This is a genomic window from Arcticibacter sp. MXS-1 (genome assembly GCF_041902385.1).
Classification (GTDB): Bacteria; Bacteroidota; Bacteroidia; order Sphingobacteriales; family Sphingobacteriaceae; genus Arcticibacter.
The window spans coordinates 2,259,461-2,279,274 of sequence record NZ_CP169244.1; the positions used below are offsets into that span (position 1 = coordinate 2,259,461).

The 19,814-nt window shown below is 46.4% G+C and carries 16 protein-coding genes; 8 read left to right on the forward strand and 8 right to left on the reverse strand.

The genetic code is table 11. The features are described from left to right. The first annotated feature begins 137 nt into the window (after positions 1-137). The 8 genes from ACES2C_RS09780 (at position 138) to gmd (ending at position 12,118) form a co-directional block, all read left to right on the forward strand. On the forward strand, positions 138-2,486 hold the full coding sequence (locus ACES2C_RS09780; RefSeq protein WP_374166752.1) for a SusC/RagA family TonB-linked outer membrane protein: 2,349 nt from the start codon (positions 138-140) through the stop codon (positions 2,484-2,486). Further along, the gene (locus ACES2C_RS09785; RefSeq protein WP_374166753.1) at positions 2,450-3,163 is read left to right on the forward strand and encodes a hypothetical protein; all 714 of its coding nucleotides are present in this window, start codon (positions 2,450-2,452) and stop codon (positions 3,161-3,163) included. The genes ACES2C_RS09780 and ACES2C_RS09785 overlap by 37 nt, the downstream gene beginning before the upstream one ends. Positions 3,164-3,173: 10 nt before the next feature. Continuing rightward, the gene (locus ACES2C_RS09790; RefSeq protein ID WP_374166754.1) at positions 3,174-4,658 is read left to right on the forward strand and encodes a RagB/SusD family nutrient uptake outer membrane protein; all 1,485 of its coding nucleotides are present in this window, start codon (positions 3,174-3,176) and stop codon (positions 4,656-4,658) included. Between the two features lie 271 nt (positions 4,659-4,929). Then, positions 4,930-5,205 carry a hypothetical protein gene (locus ACES2C_RS09795; RefSeq protein WP_374166755.1) on the forward strand — a complete coding sequence of 92 codons (276 nt, stop codon included), beginning with the start codon at positions 4,930-4,932 and terminating at the stop codon, positions 5,203-5,205. Beyond that, the gene (locus tag ACES2C_RS09800) at positions 5,205-6,290 is read left to right on the forward strand and encodes a glucoamylase family protein (RefSeq protein ID WP_374166756.1); all 1,086 of its coding nucleotides are present in this window, start codon (positions 5,205-5,207) and stop codon (positions 6,288-6,290) included. Before ACES2C_RS09795 ends, ACES2C_RS09800 begins: the two co-directional genes overlap by 1 nt. Positions 6,291-6,322: 32 nt before the next feature. Further along, the gene (locus ACES2C_RS09805) at positions 6,323-8,059 is read left to right on the forward strand and encodes a family 43 glycosylhydrolase (protein WP_374166757.1); all 1,737 of its coding nucleotides are present in this window, start codon (positions 6,323-6,325) and stop codon (positions 8,057-8,059) included. A gap of 25 nt (positions 8,060-8,084) precedes the next feature. Further along, a complete protein-coding gene (gene bglX / locus ACES2C_RS09810; protein ID WP_374166758.1) occupies positions 8,085-10,367 on the forward strand; it encodes a beta-glucosidase BglX in 2,283 nt (760 codons plus the stop codon). A gap of 635 nt (positions 10,368-11,002) precedes the next feature. Beyond that, the gene (gmd, locus tag ACES2C_RS09815; protein ID WP_374166759.1) at positions 11,003-12,118 is read left to right on the forward strand and encodes a GDP-mannose 4,6-dehydratase; all 1,116 of its coding nucleotides are present in this window, start codon (positions 11,003-11,005) and stop codon (positions 12,116-12,118) included. 24 nt (positions 12,119-12,142) lie between these two features. Here gmd and ACES2C_RS09820 read toward each other — a convergent pair whose 3' ends face one another. The 8 genes from ACES2C_RS09820 to ACES2C_RS09855 all read right to left on the reverse strand — a co-directional run bounded on the left by ACES2C_RS09820 (position 12,143) and on the right by ACES2C_RS09855 (position 19,475). Further along, positions 12,143-12,844, reverse strand: coding sequence for a hypothetical protein (locus ACES2C_RS09820; RefSeq protein ID WP_374166760.1), 702 nt, complete (start codon positions 12,842-12,844; stop codon positions 12,143-12,145). 34 nt (positions 12,845-12,878) lie between these two features. Beyond that, positions 12,879-14,057, reverse strand: a complete 1,179-nt coding sequence (locus ACES2C_RS09825; RefSeq protein ID WP_374166761.1) for a hypothetical protein — start codon at positions 14,055-14,057, stop codon at positions 12,879-12,881. A gap of 100 nt (positions 14,058-14,157) precedes the next feature. Beyond that, positions 14,158-14,793, reverse strand: a complete 636-nt coding sequence (locus ACES2C_RS09830) for a response regulator (protein WP_374166762.1) — start codon at positions 14,791-14,793, stop codon at positions 14,158-14,160. 4 nt (positions 14,794-14,797) lie between these two features. Then, the gene (locus ACES2C_RS09835; RefSeq protein WP_374166763.1) at positions 14,798-16,804 is read right to left on the reverse strand and encodes an ATP-binding protein; all 2,007 of its coding nucleotides are present in this window, start codon (positions 16,802-16,804) and stop codon (positions 14,798-14,800) included. Between the two features lie 67 nt (positions 16,805-16,871). Then, positions 16,872-17,462, reverse strand: a complete 591-nt coding sequence (locus ACES2C_RS09840) for a hypothetical protein (protein ID WP_374166764.1) — start codon at positions 17,460-17,462, stop codon at positions 16,872-16,874. 23 nt (positions 17,463-17,485) lie between these two features. After that, positions 17,486-18,334 (reverse strand): hypothetical protein, encoded by an 849-nt coding sequence (locus ACES2C_RS09845; RefSeq protein ID WP_374166765.1) that lies wholly within the window; start codon positions 18,332-18,334, stop codon positions 17,486-17,488. Positions 18,335-18,388: 54 nt separating this feature from the next. Then, complete coding sequence (locus ACES2C_RS09850; protein WP_374166766.1) at positions 18,389-18,682, reverse strand: Bor family protein; 294 nt, start codon at positions 18,680-18,682, stop codon at positions 18,389-18,391. A gap of 43 nt (positions 18,683-18,725) precedes the next feature. Continuing rightward, positions 18,726-19,475, reverse strand: coding sequence for a hypothetical protein (locus tag ACES2C_RS09855; protein WP_374166767.1), 750 nt, complete (start codon positions 19,473-19,475; stop codon positions 18,726-18,728). Positions 19,476-19,814: the final 339 nt, after the last annotated feature.

The following is a 19,814-nucleotide window of genomic DNA, read 5'->3' on the forward strand; positions in this document are numbered from 1 at the left end:
TTGTGATCTGTGTCATTTTTATTTAAGATGATGTAGTGAAGTGAAAGCGAAAAATTTAGCTATGTCAATTTTAACTCTAAAATTTGCTAAGGTTATTTGTAAAACGACCAAAAAGTAACAACCTAATTCAATTGATTATGAGAAAATTTTTTACGAGCCTGTCAGGTTTTGTTCTCGTATTATTTCTTTTTCTGGGGAACGTTTACGCGCAGCAAAGCATTACAGTTACGGGAAAAGTGACTGATGCTGCCAGTAATGAACCGCTCATCGGTGTGAGCGTTAAGGTTAAAGGAACAAATCAGGGAACATCTACTGGCATCAAAGGAGACTTTACGATTAAAGCTCCCTCGAATGGAACATTAGTATTTAGCTATGTCGGTTTCAAGAACTCCGAGGTGCCGATCGGCGGAAGAACAAACATCCCTGTTAAATTAGGAGCCTCGGCGCAAAGCTTGCAAGAGGTAGTGGTTGTGGGGTATGGCACCCAGAGGAAATTGGACGTGACCGGTGCGGTATCGCAGGTGAAAGGGGAGGAAATTTCTAAACAAGCCTCTGTAAACCCGGTAAGTGCCCTGCAGGGAAAGATTGCAGGGGTGTCTATCACCAATAACGGTACTCCTGGTTCTGCTCCACAAATTACAATTCGTGGAACTGGAACAATCTATGGGAAAGCCGGGGTACTTTACGTTGTAGATGGAGTGTGGTATGACGATATTAACTTTCTCAATCCTAGCGACATCGAAAGCATGAGTATCCTGAAGGATGCTTCCAGTTCGTCTATCTATGGTATCAGAGCTGCTAACGGAGTAGTATTGGTGACTACCAACCGGGGTAAAAAAGGCGACGCTGTTATTAGCTACAACGGAACCTTTGGTTTCCAACGCGTGACAAACAAGGTTAAGATGGCAAATGCGTCTGAGTATGCCACTTTAATAAATGAGCTTTCAGCGACTCCTCTTTTCACTGATCCCAATAGTCTTGGAAAGGGAACTGATTGGTATGACCAGATCCTGAGGAACGCTCCTGTTACCAATCATACGCTTTCGATCAGTGGCGGAACCGAGAGAACGACGTACAATTTATCTCTGGGTTACCTAAACCAGGACGGGATTGTGGCGACAAATAATTACAAGAGATATACTGCGAGGCTGACCAACGATTTTCAAGTGTTGAAGTTCCTTAAAGTTGGATATAATGTCTCCGGAACCGGAAGTAAGTCAAATGATATTAATAGCTCCATATTCACGCAAATGTTTGGAGCCGCTCCTGTAGTGCCAGTATTTAATGCCGATGGTACCTATGGGGATCCGGCAACCTTTAAACTGGGCGGGGGCGCTAACTATAATCCTCAGGCCACTATTGACTTCTTTGACCGTTTAACACAGGACTACCGGGTTAATGGAAATGCGTATGCTGAATTAAACGTCTCTAAAAATTTGTTATTCAGAACAAGTGTCGGTGGGGAGTTTGGGCAGAATGAAATCAGGGGTTACACGCCTGTATATTCGGCCACTCTGGCACAGCGAAATGATATAAGCAGGCTAGACGTCAATAGAGCCGAGGCCCGCAACTGGATCATTGAGAACACGCTAACCTACAAAAATACCTTCGGGGATCACAATATTACCCTCTTAGCGGGGCAAACGGCACAGAGGAGAAAGATGTATTTTACGGACCTTACCGCCAGGAACGTCCCTAACTCAAGTGATGGCGATCTTTATTTACGTCTGGGTAATGCAAATGATAGGATTGTGGACGATCGCGGAGAGCTTTCTACGACTGCATCTTACTTCGGCCGCGTAAATTATTCCTTCAAAGACCGATACTTATTAAACGCTTCGTTTAGAGCGGATGGTGCTTCGCAATTTTATGGAGGAGGAGATCTTTGGGGATATTTCCCTTCAATAGGTGCCGGCTGGATAATTTCGAATGAGCCTTTTATGCAAAATCAGTCTCTGTTTAGCAACCTGAAGTTGCGCGGAAGCTGGGGTAAACTTGGTAATGCGGGCGTTCCTGAAAATCCTACAACTTTGACTATCACTCAAGGCGGAGGATATGTGGCTTTTTTCAACGGCGCTCCTTACACCGGAAAAAGCATAACAACCGTAGTGCCTCAGTTTTTGAATTGGGAAAGAACTGCAGGTACCGACCTTGGTTTAGAGGCTGGTTTTCTGAGAGATCGGCTGAGTGTTGAAATAGATTACTACAACAAAAAGACGGAGGACGCAATATTTGGTGTTCCGGTGCCCTCTTCTTTAGGTTTAAGCGCTGGTGAAATTATTGCAAATCAAGCCGATATCAGGAACCGGGGACTCGAATTTGTATCAACGTGGAGAGATAAAACAGCGGGCGGCTTGACGTACTCAATCAGTGGAAACTTCGGATACAATCAGAATAAGGTCATTAGCGTTCGTACAGGGGAGAACCCGATATATAAGGGGGAAGTGGTTTGGCGAACGGCTCTCTGGCCACAAGGACGCTTTTAGGAAGGCCAATCGGCGAGTTCTATGGCTATCGCGTTGCGGGCGTTTTCCAGAACGCTGCGGAGGTTGCCGCTTCAGCACAAAAGGCAACTGCCAAGCCGGGGGATTTCAAGTATGAGGACCTTAATAATGACGGGATCATTGACGGAAAGGACAGGACGCCTCTGGGTAATCCTAACCCGAAATTCAACTTCGGATTGAATTCGAGCTTCGCATACAAGAATTTTGATCTGGCAATCGACATTCAGGGAGTGGCTGGCGTGGATGTCTATAACGCAAACCCTAGCCGTCGTTACGGAAATGAAAACTTTACGAAGGACTTTTTTGACAACAGATGGCACGGAGAGGGAACTTCCAATACCTATCCTTCCGTGCAGATCGGTAGTTCCACCAACGCCGCTCCTAACTCGTTCTTCGTAGAAAACGGATCTTATGTACGACTGCGTAATATTCAGTTAGGCTATACTCTTCCGGCCGCACTTTTAAGCAAATGGAAAGCACAGAGAATTCGAATTTTTGCAAATGCTCAAAATCCGATCAATATCTTCAAGTATAAAGGCTTTAGCCCTGAAGTCGGAAGGCAGGAAGGCGTCGATTATTCGCCAACTTCAAGAGGGATAGATGCAAATGTTTATCCGCTATACGCAACCTACAACTTAGGCGTTAATGTTACATTTTAAATGACAGACGATGAAACTACTGAATTATATAAACAAACGAAATATAATTATCGCTCTGGGGGCGATGACTCTATCCTTTTCATCTTGTACGAACGATTTTTTGGATGTTGACCCGCAAGGAAAGCAGCCGGCGCAGACTTTCTGGAAAACTCCGGAAGATGCAGGGGCAGGGGTAAATGCAATTTACGCCAACCTAAGGAGCTGGAACAATACGGCCTTCCCTGCTATTGCTATTGAAAGCCTCGCTGCTGACGAAGCGGAGAAAGGCAGCTCTCCTAATGATGCGAGCTTCCTGAATAATTTCGACAATTTCTCTGTGACATCTACTGATGGTGTGCTCGGCGGCTTTTGGGAAGGTCAATACCAAAATATTAACCTGTGCAATCAGGTGATCAAGAATATTGTAGATATTCAAATGGATGAAGCTCTTAAAAGTCGCTACATCGCTGAAGCGAAGTTTGTGAGAGCATTTTCTTACTTCAGATTAGTAAGGGCTTTCGGGGGAGTTCCTTTGCGGACCGAACCTACTCAGGATCCCCTTGCTTATAATATTCCCAGGGCTTCTGCATCTGAAGTGTATGCTCTTATAGAGAAAGATCTGGACGACGCTGCAGCCACTCTTCCACAGTCATACGGGAGCGCTGATATCGGTCGTGCTACTAAAGGCGCCGCTTTGGCGATGCATGCTAAGGTTGCCATGTATCAGAAGAAGTGGGACGCTGTTCTGGCTTTAACCAATCAGGTTATGGGTATGGGATATAGCTTGTTCCCTGATTTTCAGGACTTGTTTCGCATCAATAATGAGAATTCAAGCGAATCTATTTTTGAAATTCAATGTGAGTACTATCCGTCTATTGCCGGCGCCAGTAACAGTCAGTATTCTCAGGTCCAGGGCGTGAGAACCCAGTCCGGCTACTGGGGCTTCAACGTGCCAACTCAGACCCTTGCCGACGCATTTGAGCCTGGGGATACAAGAAGGGAAGGGACAATTCTTTTCGTAGGGACTACAACCAAGTACGGTGATGCGATTACCGCAGTGGCTGGAGACCCGGTTCGTTACAACGGGAAGTCCTATGTGCCCTTCAATACTCCTTGGGACAATGCCAACCCCAGAGGTTCGCAACAGAACGTTCGTGTCCTTCGCTATGCAGAAGTACTCCTGATGAATGCTGAAGCAGCTAACGAGCTTGGAAATCCGACACAGGCATTGGCATCGCTAGAGCTGGTAAGAGCCCGTGCCCGTAAGGGAAATCCAAACGTGCTCCCTCCGGTCACGACTACAGACAAAGCAGCGTTACGCAATGCTATTTATCATGAACGGCAGGTGGAACTAGCTATGGAGTCTGACAGGTATTTTGACGTTGTCCGCCAGGGAAGGGCTGCCGAAGTGTTTGGGCCTAAAGGATGGAAGGCAAATAAGAACGAGGTATGGCCTATTCCTCAAACTCAGATTGATATAAGTAATAATTTACTTACACAGAACCCTGGTTATTAATTGTAACTGAGGCTGAATGATGTTTTGATAGAGAGGAGTCGTCTTGAGACGCCTCTCTATCCTCCAGATAATAAAAACTCTGCTGTTTATAGCGATCGATTGATCCGGCCTCTTTGCTATGTCCAACTAATGCTCTTGTTCGTATTGTTCCCTCCGCCAGATCTGGCAGGTTGACACGAAGAAGGCTGGGAGTGAGGTGAATACGTGCCGATTACTCCACCTGCAGATTTCAGAGTTGGAAGGCATTTATTCTAAACACAGCATTAATAAAATGATTAGCGTAAAAATTGCAAAGTGTTTGTCGATAGCCCTTATCTTTTGTGCTTGCAGTCAAGGCAAGGTGTCGGAGCAACCATCTTCCAATCGGGAAAGGGATTCCCTTTCCAATGATTCCCTCCTTACCCTCATTCAAAAACACACATTTAATTATTTCTGGGAAGGTGCGGAACCTAATTCTGGTTTAGCAAGAGAGCGTATTCATATCGACGGCGACTACCCCGAGAATGACCAGGACGTTGTTACCACGGGGGAGGTGGTTTCGGGGTAATGGCGATATTGGTAGGCATTGAGCGTGGATTTATTACCCGTCAGGAAGGAGTAGCCCGGTTAACCAAGATCATGGGCTTCCTTGAAAAGGCCGATCGCTTTCATGGAGCATGGCCTCACTGGCTTTATGGTAAAACCGGTAAAGTGAAGCCGTTCGGGCAAAAGGACGACGGCGGCGATCTGGTAGAAACGGCTTTTATGGCTCAGGGGCTGATATGTGTTAAGCAGTACTTTAAGGACGGAGATGCCGGGGAGAAGAAGTTGGCTGAAAAAGCCTCTCAGCTCTGGAAAGAGATAGACTGGAACTGGTACCGCAACGGGAATCAGAGTGTTCTTTACTGGCACTGGAGCCCTAACTACGGGTGGGAAATGAACTTTGCTGTCACTGGCTATAACGAATGTCTGATCATGTACGTTCTTGGTGCAGCTTCGCCAACTCATGGCATTCCTCCTCAGGTTTATCACGAGGGTTGGGCAAAGAACGGGGCGATTAAGTCGGACGCGGAGAAGTATGGTTTAAAGGTCGTTCTCAATCATAATGGAGCTCCCGGTAGTGTCGGCCCGCTTTTCTGGGCTCATTACTCCTATCTGGGCTTAAATCCTAAGGGCTTGAAAGACAAGTATGCCGACTATTGGCTCCTCAATAAAAATCATACACTTATAAGCCGTGAGTACGTTATTCAAAATCCTAAGGGCTACAAGGGGTACGGAAAAGATGCCTGGGGACTGACCGCCAGTTACTCGGTAAAGGGGTATGCGGCTCACAGTCCGCAGGAAGACTTCGGCGTGATCTCTCCTACCGCGGCTATATCGTCCTATCCCTACACTCCTGAATATTCCCTGCAAGTGATGCGCTACCTCTATGAGAAGCTGGGAGATAAAGTGTGGGGTAAATACGGCTTTTATGATGCGTATAGCGAGAGCGAGAACTGGTATCCTCAGCGTTACCTGGCAATTGACCAGGGACCTGAGGTGGTGATGATCGAGAACGGGCGTACCGGCTTGCTGTGGAACCTGTTTATGTCAGACGCCGACGTGCAGCAGGGGCTGAGGAAGTTAGGATTTGAGAGCCCCCAACTAAAGTGAATAAGGATTTGAAATAGATTTATAACCTCAGCATGCAAAAACATATTAAAAAAGTATTTCTTTGCCTGATCATTCTGGTCTCCGCGCCTGTTTGTATCCAGGCACAGACTACCAGAATGCAAACCTATTGCAATCCCTTGAACCTCGATTATACTTATGCCATATATGATGCGGAAAGGAATATTTCTTATCGTTCCGGCGCAGATCCGGCTGTGGTGAAGTTCCGCGGCGAGTATTATATGTTCGTCACCCGCTCGATGGGGTACTGGCATTCAAAAGATTTAACGAATTGGAGTTTCATAACACCTGAGAAATGGTACTTTCAGGGTTCCAATGCTCCGGCTGCACATAATTATAAAGACTCAGTTCTGTACGTCACGGGAGATCCTTCCGGCTCTATGAGTGTGCTTTACACTGATAATCCGAAGAGGGGCGACTGGAAGCCCCTTCCTTATATTCTGAATGACCTGCAGGACCCCGACCTGTTTATTGATGAAGATGGTCAGGCCTACATGTTCTGGGGCTCGTCAAATACATTTCCGCTGCGGGGCAGGAAGCTCGATCGTGAACGCAATTTTCGTCCTTCGGGCGAAGTTGTAGAGCTGTTCAGGCTGGACGGAGAAAAACATGGATGGGAGCGTTTTGGTGAGAACCACGGAGATACAGTTCTTAAAGGATACATGGAAGGAGCATGGCTTACCAGGTATAAGAACAAGTATTATATGCAGTACGCCGCTCCTGGTACGGAGTTCAATGTTTATGGCGACGGGGTTTACATGAGCGATAATCCTTTAGGCCCCTATACCTACGCACCCAATAACCCGGTCTTTTACAAGCCCGGCGGCTTTGCGAACGGCGCCGGACACGGAAGTACGGTGCGGGGGCCCGGCAACATGTTCTGGCATTTTGCATCTATGTCTGTGTCGGTGAACGTCAATTGGGAAAGGAGACTGTGTATGTTCCCGGCCTGGTTTGATAAGGATGGTCTCATGTATTCAAACACCTCTTTCGGTGATTATCCTCATTATGCGCCGGGTGAGCCAGGGAAAATGGGGCAATTCACTGGCTGGATGCTGCTATCGTATAAGAAGCCGGTGACGGTTTCGTCTACCTTAGGCGATTTTTCAGCCGGCAACATTACAGATGAAAGCATCAGAAGCTTCTGGGTTGCAGAGAAGAACGACGACCAGCAATGGGTGATGATCGATCTGCTAAAGCCGGCTAAAGCATATGCGATCCAGTTAAACTATCATGATTACAAATCTGAGTTTTACGGCAGGGTGCCTGGCTTACACCACCGGTATATAGTAGAAGGTTCACAGGACGGCAGGAAGTGGGTTACACTGATTGATCGTTCCGACAGCTATGCAGATGTTCCTAATGATTACGTCGAGCTGGCGAGTCCCCAAACGGTGCGCTACGTGCGTTACCGTAATATTCATGTCCCTACCAGGAACCTAGCCATATCCGGACTTCGGATATTCGGACTTGGACAAGGAAAAGCGCCATCGGCAGTATCTGATTTCAATGTTCAGCGCCAGGCCGACCGGCGCAACGCCAGGCTAAGCTGGAAGCAGAAGAAGGGCGTGCAGGGCTACAATATTCTATGGGGAATAGCCCCCGACAAGCTTTATAATTCCTGGATGGTATATGATCAGGGTCAGCTTGACCTCAGGAATTTGTCGAGGGATCAGAAATACTATTTCTCGATAGAAGCCTTCAATGAGAACGGAGTCTCATCGAGGTCAAGGGTTATAGAGGTTCAATAGTTTAGATACGAGTTAATTTAGAAAAATGAAGTTTTTAAAAGCGAGTTTATTTTTACTTACGATGCTGTCGGCGGGAGCAATAGCGCAGACGAGCAGGGACGCAAAAATGGATCAGTTCATATCGTCGCTCATGCAAAAGATGACCATCGACGAGAAGCTGGGTCAGCTTAATCTGCCAGGTGCGGGCGATATTACAACAGGACAGGCCTCAAGTTCAGATATCGCAAAAAAAATAGAAGAGGGAAAAGTGGGTGGTCTCTTTAATATCAAGACAGCCCAGAAAATCAGAGACGTACAAAAAATTGCGGTAGAAAAAACGAGACTTAAAATTCCTCTGATCTTCGGCATGGATGTTATCCATGGCTATCAGACCGTGTTCCCTATTCCTCTTGGGCTTTCCTGCAGCTGGGACATGCCTCTTATAGAGCGAAGTGCAAGGATCGCCGCCATTGAGGCGAGTGCTGATGGGATTAACTGGACATTTTCGCCCATGACCGACATTTCAAGAGACGCCAGATGGGGCCGTGCTTCGGAGGGCTCAGGTGAAGACCCCTACCTCGGATCTCAGATTGCGAAAGCGATGGTGAGAGGGTACCAGGGCGACGATCTGTCCCGTAACAATACGATCATGGCCTGTGTCAAGCATTTTGCTCTCTATGGAGCGATAGAAGCAGGCCGCGACTATAACACGGTCGACATGAGCCGGGTGAGAATGTATAACGAATATTTCCCTCCCTACAAGGCTGCTGTTGAGGCAGGCGTCGGAAGTGTCATGACCTCTTTTAACGAAGTAGAAGGAGTGCCAGCCAGTGCTAATAAATGGTTGTTCACCGACGTGTTGCGCAAGCAGTGGGGTTTTAACGGTTTTGTAGTGACAGATTACACGGCTATCAACGAGATGGTAGACCATGGCCTTGGCGATTTGAGGACGGTCTCCGCTCTCTCGTTAAAAGCGGGAGTAGATATGGATATGGTAGGAGAGGGTTTTCTGGGTACGCTAAAGCAATCGTTAGAGGAAGGAAAGATCTCTCAGCAGGAAATTGACATGGCTTGCCGCCGCGTGCTGGAGGCGAAATATAAGCTCGGTTTATTTGAAGATCCTTATCGTTACTGTAATATAAAGCGCAGCAAAACCGAGATCTTTACTCCTGCTCACCGGAAGGAAGCAAGAGCGACAGCAGCACAAAGTTTTGTTCTCCTCAAGAATGATCATAACGTTCTGCCCGTTAAAAAATCAGGAACGATCGCTTTAATCGGTCCACTGGCAGATGCTACCGAAAACATGACCGGTACCTGGAGTGTTGCTGCGGATTTTAGCAAGTCCGTTTCTCTGTTGAATGGTTTAAAATCGGCTGTCGGCAAGCAGGCAAAGATCGTGTACGCCAAAGGTTCTAATCTCACGGCCGATCCGAAACTTGAAGAGCGGGCTACCATGTTTGGAAAATCGCTTCGCCGCGATAACCGTTCTGCAGAAGAGATCAGAAATGAAGCAATTCAAATTGCGAAACAATCAGATGTCATTGTAGCTGCCCTTGGCGAGTCGGCCGAAATGAGCGGTGAAAGTTCGAGTCGTACCGATATCGGTATTCCGGATGTCCAGCAAGAACTTCTCAAGGAGTTACTAAAAACGGGTAAACCTGTGGTACTCGTGCTGTTTACCGGCCGGCCCCTTACTCTTAAATGGGAAAGCGAAAATGTTCCTGCTATCCTTAACGTCTGGTTTGGCGGCTCAGAAGCAGGAGATGCGATTGCTGATGTCTTGTTTGGAGATGTGAACCCTTCTGGAAAGCTCTCTATGACCTTCCCGCAGGTGGTAGGCCAGGTGCCACTGTTCTACAACCACAAGAATACCGGACGTCCTCTGGCTGAAGGCAAATGGTTCGAGAAATTCAGATCTAATTACCTCGACGTTTCAAACGATCCTCTTTATCCCTTCGGTTTTGGTCTTAGTTACACCAAATTCGAATACAGCGACATTAAGTTAAGCAGCAATACCCTCCGGCACGGACAGGAAATTACGGCAAGTGTCACCGTTAGGAATGCAGGAGCTGTAGAGGGGAAAGAAGTAGTACAGCTTTATATCCGTGATCTTGTCGGAAGTATTACACGTCCTGTAAAAGAATTAAAAGGTTTTCAAAAGATCAGCCTTAAACCAGGTGAGTCTCGTGAAGTCTCATTTAAGATCACCGAAGATGACCTGAAGTTTTACAATAGTAACCTCGATTTCGTAGCTGAGCCGGGCGACTTTAAGTTGTTCATTGGTACCAACAGCAGGGATGTCAGGGAAGCAGATTTTAAATTAGAATAAGCGTCACTGATCGTCAGGACAGGTAAAAGCACTTTCCGGGTAACTGGTTAGTTTGAGTGTTGTAATGAGAAAGCCGCTCTTCGAAAGAAGGCGGCTTTCTCTGTTTGTGCCCTGATTAATACAGCCATAATCCTAAAATCGTTATTTTTGCAGGGATATCGAAGCCTGATATCCCTACAAGATAACTATGAATAGTAAAGTCTCCTGTCGAGCGGGTAGCGCTCATTGTCTTTCTTCCCGCCGTGAAGTTGCAATACCTCTGTTTTTGTCCTGCCAGATGCTGCATTTTGTAAAATCTTGATTTTGTTGTAAATATTCGATACTCACTTGTTTCAATGCCTGGTGCAATTACTGCCCATCAGGCCCTCCTCCTGTAACCTAATGAATTCCGAGAACAATCAAAAAGCAAAGCGCTTGCATCCTCTTTGCCCTCAGTGTGGCATCCCTTTCACCGACAGGATCCATCGCGAATGGTACGTGAAACTCTTGCTGTACACCAAACCAGTAAAACGTTATTTTTGCATCTCTTGCCGTTCAACCTATTACATTATAAGAGAACCTTTGAAATAGGGGATAAGGCTGTTACATGGTAATAATACCGTAAACATTTTTAATTTAGCGTTTAAATTTATTTAATGAAGAAGAAGGCCCTTATTACAGGTATCACAGGCCAGGACGGTGCATACCTAGCTGAATTGCTTCTGTCAAAAGGATACGAAGTGCATGGTATTAAGCGAAGAAGCTCTTTGTTTAATACCGACCGGATAGATCATCTTTACCAGGACCCTCACGACCAGGATGTGAGGTTCATTATGCACTACGGTGATCTGACTGACTCCACCAACTTGATCCGCATTATTCAGCAGGTGCAGCCGGATGAAATCTATAATCTGGGAGCGATGAGCCATGTGAAAGTAAGCTTTGACACTCCTGAATACACAGCAAATGCGGATGGTATCGGTACTCTCCGCATCCTGGAGGCAGTTCGCCTACTTGGACTTACTGAGAAGACCAGGATCTACCAGGCCTCTACCTCTGAGTTGTACGGCCTCGTTCAGGAAGTTCCTCAATCGGAGAAGACTCCTTTTTATCCCCGCTCGCCTTATGCCGTGGCAAAGCTTTATGGCTATTGGATCACGGTGAACTACCGTGAGGCGTATAACATGTATGCCTGCAACGGGATCTTATTTAACCATGAAAGCCCTTTGAGGGGAGAGACCTTCGTCACCAGAAAGATCACGCGGGGAGTTGCCAAAATCGCAATGGGTATGCAGAGCTGCCTGTATCTGGGTAACCTGGATGCGAAGCGCGACTGGGGTCATGCCAAGGATTATGTGGAAGCCATGTATCTGATCCTTCAGCAAGAAACTCCTGAAGACTTTGTAATTGCCACTGGTATTACCACTACCGTTCGTGACTTTGTAAAAATGGCTTTTGCAGAGACAGGAATAGCGGTTGAGTTTAAAGGTGAAGGCGCTGATGAGAAAGGATACGTAGTGAGTTGCAGTAATCCCGAATATCAGGTAGAAGCCGGAACAGAAGTGGTGTCTGTGGATCCGCGTTATTTCCGCCCGACAGAGGTAGAACTGCTGATTGGCGATCCTACAAAGTCAATGCAGAAATTAGGATGGAAGCCCAAGTATGATCTTCCTATGCTGGTCAATGATATGATGAAGGCAGATATTGAGCTGTTTAAAAAGGAAAAGACCTTAAAGGATCTTGGATACTCGATAAAGAATCAATTTGAATAAAAAAGGGCCTGTAATGGCCCTTTTTTATATCGCTACACGAAGCGCCTTTCGTCGCATCTTTAGTTCGTTAAAGCGAAGCCATGCGATGCTTGAGTAGTTAAACCGGCTTCCGTTATCCATCTGCCCGGTATAAAAAAGCTTTTTAGATAAAAAGGGAGTGGTTTTTTTCAAAGTCCGGTGATACCCTGCGTTGTACGCCGTTGCAAGTAGCCTTACGTTATACTCGACGTTCATCTTTCTGATTCGGTACCTGCTTCTGCAAATTTTTAGAAAAGCACCAAGGTACTTCACCTGCCAGGTAAGCGAACGAAGTCGTTCAATTCGCAGCTTTCTTCCCTCAAAGTCGTTTGTTGTTTTCAGTCCGGAGAACCCTGCTCGTGTTACCCATCCAAAGTCTGCGAACTCTAAGGCTGATCTCTCTATTTGCTCGGCGAAGGATGGCTTCATTTGGAAATATCCAACCGAAAAGTCTGCATAGTCATCGCCCCATCTGGTGTAGAGCGTGATCAAAGAGCCGATCTGGATGGCATCGAATATTGAGTTAAAGCGAATAAGTTCGGGGAAAATAACGGCTTCCATCAGATCCGGGTCTTCGTGAAATACCCGTGCATACTTCTCAATTTCAGGTCTGACTTCTTCTGATAGCTTTTCTGCCTGGTAATACCCCTCACCAAGACTCTGCTTTAAACTGCTTTGAGGCAGCCCCCCATCATAGGAAGCTGCCATAGTGGTTTGAAATAGGAACATGACAATTGAGTAGCTAAATTTCCTTACGACATACATACAAATTGTTGTCTTTTACTGAAAGCCAGAACAGGTAGTCCTTCCCGTTTTCTGTTCCGGCTGCGGGAGACAGAACGGAATAGGCAAGATGTGTCCCGTCCGAAAAATACAGGCTTCCGTAATCATAATATGCGCCTGATTTTCCGCTTTTGCTGAGGAAGAGGGCGTTGAGGTTTTCCAGGTTCCTTTGAAAGGACGGTCCCGGTTCTCCGTTAATATAGATCTGCTTCCTGCTGCCTTCCTTCAACTGGATAAGCATCCCATTGTTACTAATCCAGTTTTTGCTTCTGTTCCAGTCTTTCAGCGGTCCTAGTTTGGCGCCGGTACTGGTGAACACGAATGTGTCGTCATTCTCTGCATAGCGGTAGCGATCTTGTTCTGTCCTGGCCTTTAACTGAGTTTGGCTACCCACTGCTGCCGCATGCTCAAAGTTATTGCTCACCAGCAGGGTGGGCGCATACCCGGGTAACTTTGTGGTGCCACTATGAGACAAAAGGAAGAAATCTGAGCTTTCGCCCGTTCTCTTTTCTGCCAGTGCATAAAAACGTTCCTGATCCGGGGAGAGGTAAAACGCGAGGATAGTTGAAAATGGCCCATATTTCTTCCCGTTCAGGACGAGTTGCCTGACATTGCCGGTCCCCTCGATGAATTTCGAGGGGTTGCTCTGCCGGGTGCTTGCGCTGAATGAGTTAAACCCAAATACTCCCAGCTTCGAGAGCGGCGGGCGATCAAAGGGACCTGTGCGTGTTCCGTTCTCGTAGAAGAAATATTTTCCGTTGTGCGAAGTGATCAGATTGATTTTCTGACCAGTGTTGCTCACTTTAAGACTGAACTCCCCTCTTACGATCGTCTCTCCGGGCTGGAGTTTAAATGGTTGTGTTCCATAATCTGCTGCACTCCAGGTTCCGTCTGTGCTGCTGCTGCCACCCTGCGGGCTGGCGGAAGGTCTGGTGACAGCAGAAGGCATTGCTTCCCCGGCGGCCGGGGCTTTTGCGGTTCTTTTACTCGACCCTCCTGCGTTTTCTCCGTTGCCTAGTCCTTTATCGATTGTTTTTTCTACTGCGGCCCCTGCTTTATCAGATAGCTTTTTAAGGAACTGGGCTGATAGAGAGAGCTGTGCACATAAGAACAAAAAAGAAAGAATGAGCTTTTTCATTGCTTGAATCTGTTGATAGTTGCAAAGCTATCTCGTTCATTAGTAATTCTTTTGAGTAGAAAAAGGTATTCATTGAAATACGTAAAAGTACTTAGGGAGGTTAAATGAGCCCTCTTTGGTACGCCTCTTTTACGAGCCCTACCGTATTTTTTACATTTAGTTTCTGACTGATATTTAGTCGATGAGTTTCAACTGTCCGAAGGCTGATGAAGAGTTTGTCTGCAATCTCCTGATTGGAGTACTCCTGTGCAATAAGCCCCAGAATCTCCTGTTCCCGCTTCGTTAACATTACCCCCGCAGTCGTCTTCTTTTTCCCTGAAAGCAGTTCGTCAAGCATGGCCCTTTGAAGTACCTGGTCGATGTATTGGCCGCCCTGCATCACCTGTTCAACCGCTTCTGCGATCCTGCCGCCGTCTGTATTCTTCAGCAAGTATCCCGACGCTCCATTTCTAAGCATTTGTTTTACAAAGTGGCTCTCTTCATGGTTGGTGAGTGCGATGATCCTGACGGAAGGGTAATCCTGCTTAACTATTTTGCAAATCTCAATCCCGCTCAGCCCGGGAAGCTGGATGTCCAGAAATAATACATCCGGAAGAGTTTCCCGCAGCTTTAAGAACAGCTCTGGACCGCTCGTAGCAGAAAATATCAGCTGGAATTTCTTGTTCTTTTTTAACATGCTCGACAGTCCTCCGATAATGAGGAGGTGATCGTCTGCAATTGCGACCTTAATTTCCATTTTTTCATCCGTATATCAAGTGCTTTTCCTGAAGTTTCGGCTCCGGCTTATTGTTTCTCAGTTTTCCCTTGAGGTAGGCAGAGCAATCGAATTCCAAATAGATCGCGGTGCCGTTAAGAGGCCTGGAGCTAATCTCAAAAAAGCCTCCCATGATCTCAACCCTCGACTTCAGGTTGCCGAGTCCCAGCCCTTTTTCTTCCAGTTTCGTCAGGTCGAATCCAATTCCGTCGTCTTCAATGGTCAATGCAAGTACGCCATCGTTTATCGAGATCTGGACAATTGCAGAAGTAGCATGGGCGTGCTTGATTATGTTATTAATGCACTCCTGCACAATCCGGTATATAAAGAGTTCAAAGTTCAGGTTTTGCACTGTCTGCGCACCGAGTGCGTAAAATTCAACCTTCAGCGCTGTGTTGCTAACTTTCCTGCAAAAGCTTTCGAGCGTAGTGATCAGCCCTTTTTCCTGTAAAAATGTAGGAGCCAGATTATGTGCGATCGATCTGATTTCGCCTCCTACTGTGTCGATGATCGACAGCGTTTGGTTGTAGGTGTCAGAGGCTGAAAGTGTGTTGTACTCGCTGCCCAGCAAGCTAAGGTGCATCTTCGCCGCAGACAGGGAGCCTCCTACTCCGTCATGAAGTTCCTTGGCCAGGCGGGCACGTTCTTTTTCTTCTCCGGCAATCATTGCTTCCAGGGTTTGCACTTCTTTTTCTTTTTCCATCAGCTTTAGCCTCTGCTGTTGAGTTTTTCGCTTCTGCGAAAAAGACAGGTAGATGCATGACAGCATACTAACCAAAAAGAATATAGCGACCAGATAAAGCGTAATCAGACGATTTTTTTCTTGTATGACGATCCTGTTTCTGGCGATAGTCAGTTGTTGCTGGGCGAGCCTCTTTTCTTTTTCAACTGTCTGGTACTCGATCTCCAGCTTGTTGACGGCTGCCTGCGTCTCTGCGCTGCTTATCGAGTCTTTGAGGACATCATGCTTTTTTCGATATGCCAGTGCTGTTTCCGATTTATGTTGCTTTTCAAAAATTTCCGAAGCCAGGAGATACATCATCTTCAGCTGGTTGCTGCTGCCGCTGCGCCTGCCAAGTGCAATGCTTTTTTTAAGATATTTTTCAGCTGCAACATTGTCGCCAAGAAAATGAGAGCTTTCTGCCAGGCCCCAGTAGACATAGAGCTCATAATCGTTTGATGGGTAACGTTTAAGCAAGCCGAAAGCCTTCAGGTAGTATTGCCTTGCCCTGGCATAATCTTTTGTCTCGCTGCTCACATTGGCCATATTGATATAGCCATCAAGGACGTAGGAAAGATCTTTAAGTTGAAATCCAAGCTGAATAAGCTTTTGGTAGTAGTAAATAGCTTTATCAAAACGGCGACTGATGGTTTCGCTGTTAGCAATGTTCACGAGACTGCTTGCAATGCCTGCCGAGTCTTTTCTCCTGATAGCAATGTCGTAGCTGATTCTGGAGTAGAAGGACGACTTTTGTTTGTCGCGCAGTTCGATGAAAATGCTAGCAAGGTTGTTGCTATAGACTTGCTGCATTTTTAGCAAGCCGTGATGTCTTGCCAGGTTGAGGGCAGTAACCGTGTGCTTCGCCGCCTCTTTGAAAGAGCCGAGATAAATGTATTGGTTCCCGATGGAACCGTAAGCGTTGGCAATGATTGTTGTGTCCTTCAGCGCTCTGCCTATTGTCAATAATTCTTTTGCAAGCCCAAGGGCTTGCTGATATTTGCTTTGGTTATTCAGCAGGCGAACATAGTCTGAGATATACTCAGCTATCTTTCTTCGGTCGTTAAGCTTAAGCGCGAGAGTATGCGCCTTGTTGTACCAGAACTCCGCTGAGTCAATGTTTCCGTTGCTCAGTTCTTTTTCGCCCCGGTGAAGCCAGGTTGCAAACTGATCATTATCTGTGGTTGCACGCGGTTGCCTTCCTTGCGCTCCGGACACCAGGGGCAGGAGAAGCAAAAACAGGTGCAAGTAAAAGAACCGAAACAGGCGATGCATATCCCAACTATTAATCTAATTGGAGAGACGCAGACACCTGCCGGTTCGTTACATGGAGCTGTTTTTTTTACTCGACCATTTTTGCAATCTCCGCCATTGGCAGGTTTTGAACCATCTTCGTTACTTCCTCCTCGGACAAGCCGGTTGTATTCAGAGAGAGGAGCGTTGAACCAAAAGGAATCTGTGTTTCGAATTGTGTCGGACTTTCATTCTCGCTCTGTCTCCTGGTGATCCCTTTATAGTTACCCACCTTAATTCTTCTCTGGTTAGGGTCAGATGAGGCGATGAACGGAATCGAAAGCAGCGAATTTAAGCCAGCTACCAGTGGTGAGTTCGTAATCACCTGCAGCTCGGCAGCCCGGATGCCGGAGCCGTAATGCCGTTCTGTAACCACACCTGTAAAGCTGGAGCTACCGCTTACCTGGTCGCCAGATGCGTTGGCTGTGAGGTCCCCGAGTTGAGACGGAAATATTTTTAATAACTCTTTTCCTGCTTTTTTATCAAGCTCCATCAGCATCTGCTGCATTGCAAATCGAGCATCTTCGAGCTTGCCTGAACTATAAGACGATTTCGCCTTAGAAAGATACTGGTTGAAGTCCTGAGCCGAGGCCTCTGTTCCTAGCAGTGCAACCAGTAAGCCCAGGTAAATCTTTTGCATTTTCATTAGTTTAACAGTTTGATTTAGTTTTCACCTAAGGTCTTCTTGATTCCATCTACGTCGAACGCATTAATAGCGACGAGCAGATCTTGCTCGTTGTCGAAATTGACGCCCTCCCACACAACCAATGAAGTCTGGCCGAGCGGAACCGTCACCTTATAGCCGCTTCCCTCATCATATTCAGCAATCCCCTTAAGGCCTTTTATTTTAATCTGCTTCCATTTCTGGTCGCTCGATGATTGAGCAAAGCCGCTCGCAGCGATGATGGCATTGTATGACGACATTAGCAGGGAGTTGTTGGCAATGGTGACCGTTAATTGTTTATCGTCCTTCAAATATTCGCGATAAATAGTGAGTCCGTTCCACCCATAGCCGGCACTCGTAACTTTGTCGGCATCTGCCTGGTTAGGTAACCCGGATACTGATTCAGGCAAAGACTTGAGAAGGCTTTTTCCGATTTCCATTTCAACGCCTAGCATGGCCTGCTGCAGTGCGCCCCTCGCTTCTCCAAAATTGGAAGCATTAAATGCGCTTTCTGCAGCACCCAGTTTTTCATTTACATCAGGCGCGGAAGTAATAAGCCCTGCACCGCCCTTGTTTGCCGGCTTATTTCTGCGTGTAGCCGAGGAAGACGAGCCCGGGGGCGAGTCATAGCTGCCATCATCGACAGCTCCGTCGGTGCCTGCATTATCGGTATTACCTCCATTCCCTTTTCGTTTGCCGTTAATGAGTTCATCGGTTTTCTTGTCAACCACTTTCTCTGCCACGTTACCTGCTTTTTGCTTTATCCTGTTTAAAAAGCCCTGAGCGTGCAGTACGGAAACAGAAAAGAACTGGCAAGCAGCCAGCATGATTAATAATTGCTTTTTCATCTCTTTTGCTTTAAAAAAAGCAGATGCGGGATTTTTCTATCCCGCACGCGCGTCTTATTTCGTTACAATGGTAGTTGTAGGGGTATAAATACCGAACGTAATACCGGACAACAGGCCGTCTATAAAGGTATGAGTGACGGTGACGTTGTAGTCTGTTGCTCCCCCGGCCATCTCTTTTGCGTCAGATGTTCCTACTGGTGCGAGGCCGAAGATTACGTAGTGGTTCTTCTTCTTCACCTGTACGTTTTGTTTAGCTCCTGAACCTACCGTTGCATTGTAGGTGTAGCAGGATGATAGGAACGTGCAGATCGTTAGAAGTGTGGTTAAGAGGATTAAAGAGCGTTTCATTTGCTTGTTTTTTAAACTGATTAATGGTGTACTGAATTGATTCTTAGTATTCGTAAATCTGCGTAGTCTTACTGAGCTGATGCTCCATTAGCTTCACTGTTACTTCAGATGTTCGGGGATAGCCGTCGTTATCATATGTATAGGATGCTGTTGTTTCCTGAAGTCCGCCTTTTATCGAAGTCATATTGTTCTTGCCCCAAAATCTCGTGCTAATGCCCAGTTCAAGTACGTATTTAAAGCCGGCAGAAGCGAATGGCGACTTCTTATCGTCATGCGAGAACGTTGACTCGTAGCTTCCTTCTTCAGCTTCAAACTCGATTTTCGAAATGTTGTCGCCCTGATAAGTGATCTTATGAACTCCCGTAATCTCATCTTCGCTACTGGTTTTGATTTCGGTTACTCTGCCATTGGATACGGTATACGTGATGTCTTCCAGACTCTGAAGTTCGGTTCCGTCGAACGTTTTTCTGGTACCCGTAGTAGGTTCGCCTTTTGAATTATAACTGATTTCGTATACCTCTTTAGACGTCTCCTCTGATTGCTCCATTTTGATGAGGTTCCCGGTCCCGTCGTAAGTGAAGGTTGCCGTTTCACCTTCTCCCTCGTTTACATAAGCGGATATCCGGTTCTTGCTGTCATAGGTGAATCTTATTACAGATCTTTCATCGCCGTCAATCTCGGTTATTTTACTCACGCGCTTGCCCTTCATGCTGCCTGAATCATCGTCATCTTTCTTACATCCCGTCAGTACAGCCACTGCTGCTGTAAAAAGGATTAGTAGTTGTTTTTTCATTTTAAATTTTTGCTGTTAGTAGTGTAATAATTAAGAATAAACTCTTTTCACAAAGGTACCGGGAGGACAGATGGGCATCAATTCGGACTAGTACCGAAACCAGAAAATAGGTAGTACTACTTAGTTAACAAATCCGGAACCCTGCGGGTGCTCTTGTCGTATAATGATTTGGGTCTGAATGAGATAAAATACCGGGATTCTGGTATTGCTAGTCAGCCGGGTAAAGGTTATATTTGATTAAACTGATATAGAGATGGTAGAGTTTTTCCTCGTTTCTGCTTGTGTGGTTTACTTCGTGTGGGAATACGAGAGTTAACACCTGATCTTTCAAAATTTCAA

Bases quoted from the DNA above. Each gene is read 5' to 3' on its own strand.
- ACES2C_RS09780 (WP_374166752.1), top strand. From the start codon at position 138: ATGAGAAAATTTTTTACGAGCCTGTCAGGTTTTGTTCTCGTATTATTT.
- ACES2C_RS09790 (WP_374166754.1), top strand. From the start codon at position 3,174: ATGAAACTACTGAATTATATAAACAAACGAAATATAATTATCGCTCTG.
- ACES2C_RS09795 (WP_374166755.1), top strand. From the start codon at position 4,930: ATGATTAGCGTAAAAATTGCAAAGTGTTTGTCGATAGCCCTTATCTTT.
- ACES2C_RS09800 (WP_374166756.1), top strand. From the start codon at position 5,205: ATGGCGATATTGGTAGGCATTGAGCGTGGATTTATTACCCGTCAGGAA.
- ACES2C_RS09805 (WP_374166757.1), top strand. From the start codon at position 6,323: ATGCAAAAACATATTAAAAAAGTATTTCTTTGCCTGATCATTCTGGTC.
- bglX (WP_374166758.1), top strand. From the start codon at position 8,085: ATGAAGTTTTTAAAAGCGAGTTTATTTTTACTTACGATGCTGTCGGCG.
- gmd (WP_374166759.1), top strand. From the start codon at position 11,003: ATGAAGAAGAAGGCCCTTATTACAGGTATCACAGGCCAGGACGGTGCA.
- ACES2C_RS09820 (WP_374166760.1), bottom strand. From the start codon at position 12,844: ATGGCAGCTTCCTATGATGGGGGGCTGCCTCAAAGCAGTTTAAAGCAG.
- ACES2C_RS09825 (WP_374166761.1), bottom strand. From the start codon at position 14,057: ATGAAAAAGCTCATTCTTTCTTTTTTGTTCTTATGTGCACAGCTCTCT.
- ACES2C_RS09830 (WP_374166762.1), bottom strand. From the start codon at position 14,793: ATGGAAATTAAGGTCGCAATTGCAGACGATCACCTCCTCATTATCGGA.
- ACES2C_RS09835 (WP_374166763.1), bottom strand. From the start codon at position 16,804: ATGCATCGCCTGTTTCGGTTCTTTTACTTGCACCTGTTTTTGCTTCTC.
- ACES2C_RS09840 (WP_374166764.1), bottom strand. From the start codon at position 17,462: ATGCAAAAGATTTACCTGGGCTTACTGGTTGCACTGCTAGGAACAGAG.
- ACES2C_RS09845 (WP_374166765.1), bottom strand. From the start codon at position 18,334: ATGAAAAAGCAATTATTAATCATGCTGGCTGCTTGCCAGTTCTTTTCT.
- ACES2C_RS09850 (WP_374166766.1), bottom strand. From the start codon at position 18,682: ATGAAACGCTCTTTAATCCTCTTAACCACACTTCTAACGATCTGCACG.
- ACES2C_RS09855 (WP_374166767.1), bottom strand. From the start codon at position 19,475: ATGAAAAAACAACTACTAATCCTTTTTACAGCAGCAGTGGCTGTACTG.